The 5,575-nt window shown below is 43.4% G+C and carries 3 protein-coding genes and 2 tRNA genes; 2 read left to right on the plus strand and 3 right to left on the minus strand.

The window, feature by feature from the left end:
- Window positions 1-85: 85 nt before the first annotated feature.
- From VLN09_RS01855 to VLN09_RS01865, 3 genes are all read right to left on the minus strand, one after another.
- On the minus strand, window positions 86-1,663 hold the full coding sequence (locus tag VLN09_RS01855) for a 3-deoxy-D-manno-octulosonic acid transferase (RefSeq protein ID WP_325243516.1): 1,578 nt from the start codon (window positions 1,661-1,663) through the stop codon (window positions 86-88).
- Between the two features lie 122 nt (window positions 1,664-1,785).
- Window positions 1,786-3,318 (minus strand): tetratricopeptide repeat protein, encoded by a 1,533-nt coding sequence (locus VLN09_RS01860; protein WP_325243518.1) that lies wholly within the window; start codon window positions 3,316-3,318, stop codon window positions 1,786-1,788.
- A gap of 102 nt (window positions 3,319-3,420) precedes the next feature.
- A complete protein-coding gene (locus tag VLN09_RS01865) occupies window positions 3,421-5,064 on the minus strand; it encodes a cardiolipin synthase (protein WP_325243520.1) in 1,644 nt (547 codons plus the stop codon).
- 293 nt (window positions 5,065-5,357) lie between these two features.
- Between VLN09_RS01865 and VLN09_RS01870 the strand changes: the two genes are divergently transcribed.
- Window positions 5,358-5,433 (plus strand) — tRNA-Val (locus tag VLN09_RS01870).
- 55 nt (window positions 5,434-5,488) lie between these two features.
- Window positions 5,489-5,565, plus strand: a tRNA-Asp gene (locus VLN09_RS01875).
- Window positions 5,566-5,575 lie beyond the last annotated feature (10 nt).

The raw sequence follows: 5,575 nt of genomic DNA on the forward strand, positions 1-5,575 counted from the left end.
ACTTGATTAACATGTTCAATTTGCGCCGCTGCATTGATATGTGCAGATTCATTAGAGAAGTTTGCAGCCGGTAATAAGATACAGTTCATAGTGGCTCTGATTTTAAATATTGGCTAATGTTTTGCATAGCATGCTTCTCGATAACCTTTTCTATCATCATTAACTGACGACTTAATACGGCTTGCTGCTGCTTAGTCATCTGCGCGCCAGCTTGTCCTGCCTGCTTAGCCAACGTTAAATGACTCAGCCAATATTTCAGTTGTTGATAAATCAGTGTCTCATCATTGACAGATTGTGGGTTTTCGTGCTCTTGCTTAGTATGATTAATCGCCTGATAAAAAGGGTTTTGGGGCTGATATAACGCCCCTACGCTTGCTAATTTATCCACGACACTTTGACAAGATTGAGTATAAATGCCCATTAAAACCGGTGTCGCCACACTTGCTGGCTCAACCGGATTATGTCCGCCAACCTCGACCAATGAGCCGCCTACCAATGCCACATCAGCAAGCATATACCAATTCATCAACTCACCCATGCTATCCGCCAGATAAACTTGAGTGTTTATATCAATAGCTTCTGCTGCACTGCGCCGTGCCATAGTCAAACCTGAATTTTGAATCAGCGCTGCCACTTCATCAAAACGTTCTGGATGGCGTGGGACGATAATAAGTAGTACGTCTGATAATGCAGGGTTTGACAGTAATTGCTGCTGCCATGACAGTACCGTATCTTCTTCACCACTATGAGTGCTTGCTGCCACCCAAATTGGGCGATTAATCACACCTAAATCTGCGGCGATATCACTCGTGCGTGCTTCTATATCCGTAAGCTTATGAGTCATATCGCCATCTATATCAGCGACTTTGTCATTAAGCTTAGGCGTATTAATGACCCATTTTAGCGAACCTGCCACACGGATTTGGGCACTATGAGCGCCCAATTGCCGAAAGCGTTTGGCGGAATCATTATCTTGCGCAATGATTAAACTCAAATTTTTCATCATACTGGTACTGACTGCGCCAATCTTTTGATAGCTTTTAAAAGAGGATGCAGACAGTCGCCCATTCACCAAGATACTCGGGATATGATGCTCAGATAATTTGGTTAAGATATTTGCCCATAGTTCCGTTTCTACAAATAAAGCAGCGACAGGTTGTACATGATTTAAAAACCTTTCAATCACCGCTGGACTATCAACCGGTACATAACTATGACTCAATCGACCCTGCGCAATGTCTTCTGCAAATCGACTAGCACCACGCGCAAAACCAGTCTGAGTAGTATTAGTCAGCCATATCCGATAACCACGATCCAATAGCGCATCTAATAACGGCGCAACGGTATTGGTCTCACCTAAAGAGACCGCATGGCACCAGATTGTTTTATTTTGCTTATTAGTATTGATGCTGATGTTTAAATCCGCAGCTGGCATATACGTTTCTGTGCTTATAGGCGCTGCAGGATAACGCTTACCAAAACGCTGCTCAACTTCCTGCTGATAATTATCATGCTTATGCGAGCGACGCCATACCTGTAGTCGATATAGCGGCTTTAGTAAGCCAATGGTCAGCTGATAATAAACAGGCGGCTTATATGCCGCTCGGCTTTGCATAGGTAAGGCGTTATTAGAAATATTTTTTGTGGTATCAAAAGATGGCATGCAAAAGCCCAGATAATTAATGGAGCAGATAATAGGAGTCGCGCATAAAAAGCGCACCAATTCTACCTGAATTTATTGCCAAACAATACGCTTTTAAATTCAAGCATTTTGGCAATCGGTTGTTAGACCAAAATAATAATAAGTAAGGCTATAACGATAATCACTGCAAACAGTAGCTGATAGCGCTTAAGACTGTGCTGTTCTTGCTTTTGGGTGCTGATTAACGCCTGCGCTTGTTGCCACTGACCGACTAAGCTTGCCGCTTCTATGTGACCGTTTTCTGCCGCTTGTTCGAGCCAATATTTGCCGATCTCAAGGTCTTGCGTCACCCCTACGCCTTGGTAATACATTTTACTCAGTAATCGCTGGGCTCGACTGTCATTTTTGCTCGCCGCTTGCTTCACCCATTCAACCCCAGCCTCTATACCAGCGACTTTATCTGCGCCTTCTTTTGCTATCAAACCTTCACCAAGCAGCTCATACATGGCCAAGCGCAGCATCGCAGCGCTATTGCCTACATTTGCAGCGTTTTTTAATCTTAGCAGGGCTTGCTGCTTTGCTTGCAAGTGCGCCTCTGAAAAGGCAACTTGCTCGCGTGGCTTCTCTTGCTTTGCAATATGGCGCTCAAACTGATCTAAAATCTTGTACGTCTGTTCATATTCAGTCTCACCCGCGGTCTGTATTACTTCTATCTCATGTAGCTCTGTTAATAGCTGGCTAAACATCTCTAGTGTAGCCGGTTTTTTCACTATAGGCCTTGCTACTGACGTGATCTTTACTGCTTCTATAGGTGCTACCGCTGCGTTTACGATTTCTATATTTTCTACTAATGGGGTTGGTGCGTTTGCAGTAGCTGCTGTAGACGATATATTATCTACTTTGTCATTTGATAGCTGAGTTGTAGGCATATCTATAGCAGATTTACTATCTGCATAAAGAGTTTCGCTGCTACTTTCAAGATTTACTTTATCAATAACTGCCTTTTCATTGGCTATTTGATTGTTTGGTTTATCTCTTACTTCAGCGTTTACATGACCTGCTATGGTTGCATCAGCTAATTGAGGCAGATGATTCTCAGCTTTTGGCAATCTGTCACTAACGGCTTGATATAAGCCACTAGCAACTTGTGCACCTTGCGCCGATTTAAACGCTCGGTCGATATGACCAAATAAACGCATCCCTATCGGTTCTAAAGCAAAGAAAAGCGGGATATTACCTTTATCACTACTATTTTTGGCATTAATATCAGTATCAGCGCCATAAAACATCGCCATATGCTGATAAAAATCATCGTTTATCAGCGCTAATTCAGGATAGCGAGCATCTAACTCAAACTGACCAAACCAACGCGGCGGTTGGTGCCATTGCCGCGCCAATACCCTGCCAGCATAAAATGCCAAAAACACCATAAAATTACGATAGCGCTCGTTTTTTAATAACGTTACTTCATCCCAAATGCCTGCTTTGACCATATCACGGCGTATCTGCGACAGTAACGTATCTATACGCTGCAAGCTTGCCAGCGATTCATCCAAACCACAGTGATGCAAATCCACTTCGTAAGCGATACCGCCTGCGACAGCACGCCTTGCTAAAAAATCTTGCCAATAGCCTGCTGCAATATAATCAAGGGGCGTTAAGGGCGTTGCAGACATAAGGAGCGCTTATCCTTTAAAAAACTAGATCGATAACAGAGGCGATTCGGTAAAGGCAATCATACAAAAGATGTTACTTACCTTAACTTAAAAAAGGCAGCGCTACAATAATGGACTAAACAAACGTATCACATTATCAAACAATCGCTCAGTCTTATGACGCTGTTGCCACTCATCTAAGCCTAAAAAATGACAGCTTTGTAGATAAGACTCTTGGCAAGCAGCAATTTGGGCAACCATTTCAGGTGTATAAATAGCCAAACTGACCTCCATATTCAAATAAAAACTGCGCATATCGATATTAACAGTCCCAAATAGACAATAATCATCGTCAATAACGACCGTTTTGGCATGCAGTAAACCACCCTTAAATAAGGCAATGATCACGCCCGCCTCTAACAGCTCTTGATAATAGGCTTGCGACGCATGCTGAACTAAAAAGGAATCTACCTTTTCAGGAATAATCAGCGTAACTTTGACGCCGCGCTTGGCAGCCGTTACCAATGCTCCTGACAAAGCTTCATCTGGCACAAAGTATGGCGTTGTGATACTGATACAGTGGTTGGCGCGATGCAAAACCGTCACCAAAGTATTATAAATGACATGAGCGGTCACTTGCGGCGCTGAAGGAATCAGCTGTGCGACCACCCCTTTTACCACCGGCATTTGCGGAATCACGCTAGACATCGCCCCAGTACAAGGCGCTTCTACACTCTCTCGCGTGTCATCCAATACTTTGATGCGACTATTAAGATCATTTATCGTCGGATGGCGCACATACAGCTTACGCGTATAGCTATTGACTCGTTGATGCAGCGCGTCTAGATTGTCGCTATTTTCCGCACCAATATCAGTTGCCACTACTTTTGCCATCGCAGTAGCAATACTGATGTCGTTATCACTGACACTGCGTATCGCCACATCAATCCACTCACCGACGTCTTTATCCTGCTTAAAAAACTTAGGGTCGACCAAATTAAAGCTACCGATATAACCGATATACTCATCAATGACCACGATTTTTCGATGATTACGCAAATCTGAGCGCTTAAATAACGTTTTAAATAAACCCACTGGCAATGATTGATGGACAAAAACGCCTGCTTTTTCTAATTTTCGATGCGTTTTACTATTAAAAAAGCTAAAACTACCCACACTATCAATCAGAATATGGCATTCAACCCCGCGCTGAGCCGCTGCCATCAACGCCTCTATGATATCCAATACTTGCCCCTTAGGGTAAATAATATAAAACTCCATCAAAATACTGCGCTGAGCGGCATCGATGTCATCAATCATACGCTTAAAGATAATATTAACATGCGTCAACAGCTGCATATCATGGTCTGAGAAAACCCCAAACCCTGTCCAGCGTGTACCAATATGGCTGACTCCGCGATAATGGGTTGGCAGCACCTCTTGCCCTTCATCAAATATCAAGCGCTCGCGCTGTGCCATCTCATTCATCAATAGCCGCGCCTGATCCATGCGCTGACGATAACGCCGACCTATCATAGGCTCACCGACAAGCAAATAGGCAATCAAGCCAAATACAGGTAAGGTAAACAAAACCGCTATCCACGCAATCGCTACCCCAATGTTGCGCTGTACCGAAACAATGCGCAAGGTCATCACGATCATCAAAATAATATGAAAGACCAGACCAAGCCCAGCAAAGTCTGTCCATGACCATGCTGCCACTTGCTGCTCAGTAGTAGATAAAGAGTCTATTGTTTTCGCCTCCAACCTTTAATAGCAGAATATAATCAAATATAAGCAATCAAGTATAGAGGCTTTTATCCGCCATGCAATAGATAACTATTAGTTGACTAGGTAGTTGTCATATGGGCTGTAATATGAATTAACATAGCATTTATCCATACTCTCAAAAGCCTTTTTAACAATCATTTTATAAAAAATATGAAATAGTGTTTGACAGCCATGTGTAAATCTATATAATACACACCCACAGCAGCAGAGCTTAGTGACAAACTTAGAGCTCGGTTGATGTTGAATAAATTGCCTAGCAATTGTTCGAAGGGTGATTAGCTCAGTTGGTAGAGCGTCTGCCTTACACGCAGAATGTCGGCGGTTCGAATCCGTCATCACCCACCACTATTTTAGCGAAGTGGACCTCTTCATAAAGGTAAAAACGCTAAAGATGACCTAAGCAGCGGTAGTTCAGTTGGTTAGAATACCGGCCTGTCACGCCGGGGGTCGCGGGTTCGAGTCCCGTCCGCTGCGCCATATTTAAAAC

This window comes from Psychrobacter sp. (assembly GCF_035469765.1).
Taxonomy (GTDB): domain Bacteria; phylum Pseudomonadota; class Gammaproteobacteria; order Pseudomonadales; family Moraxellaceae; genus Psychrobacter.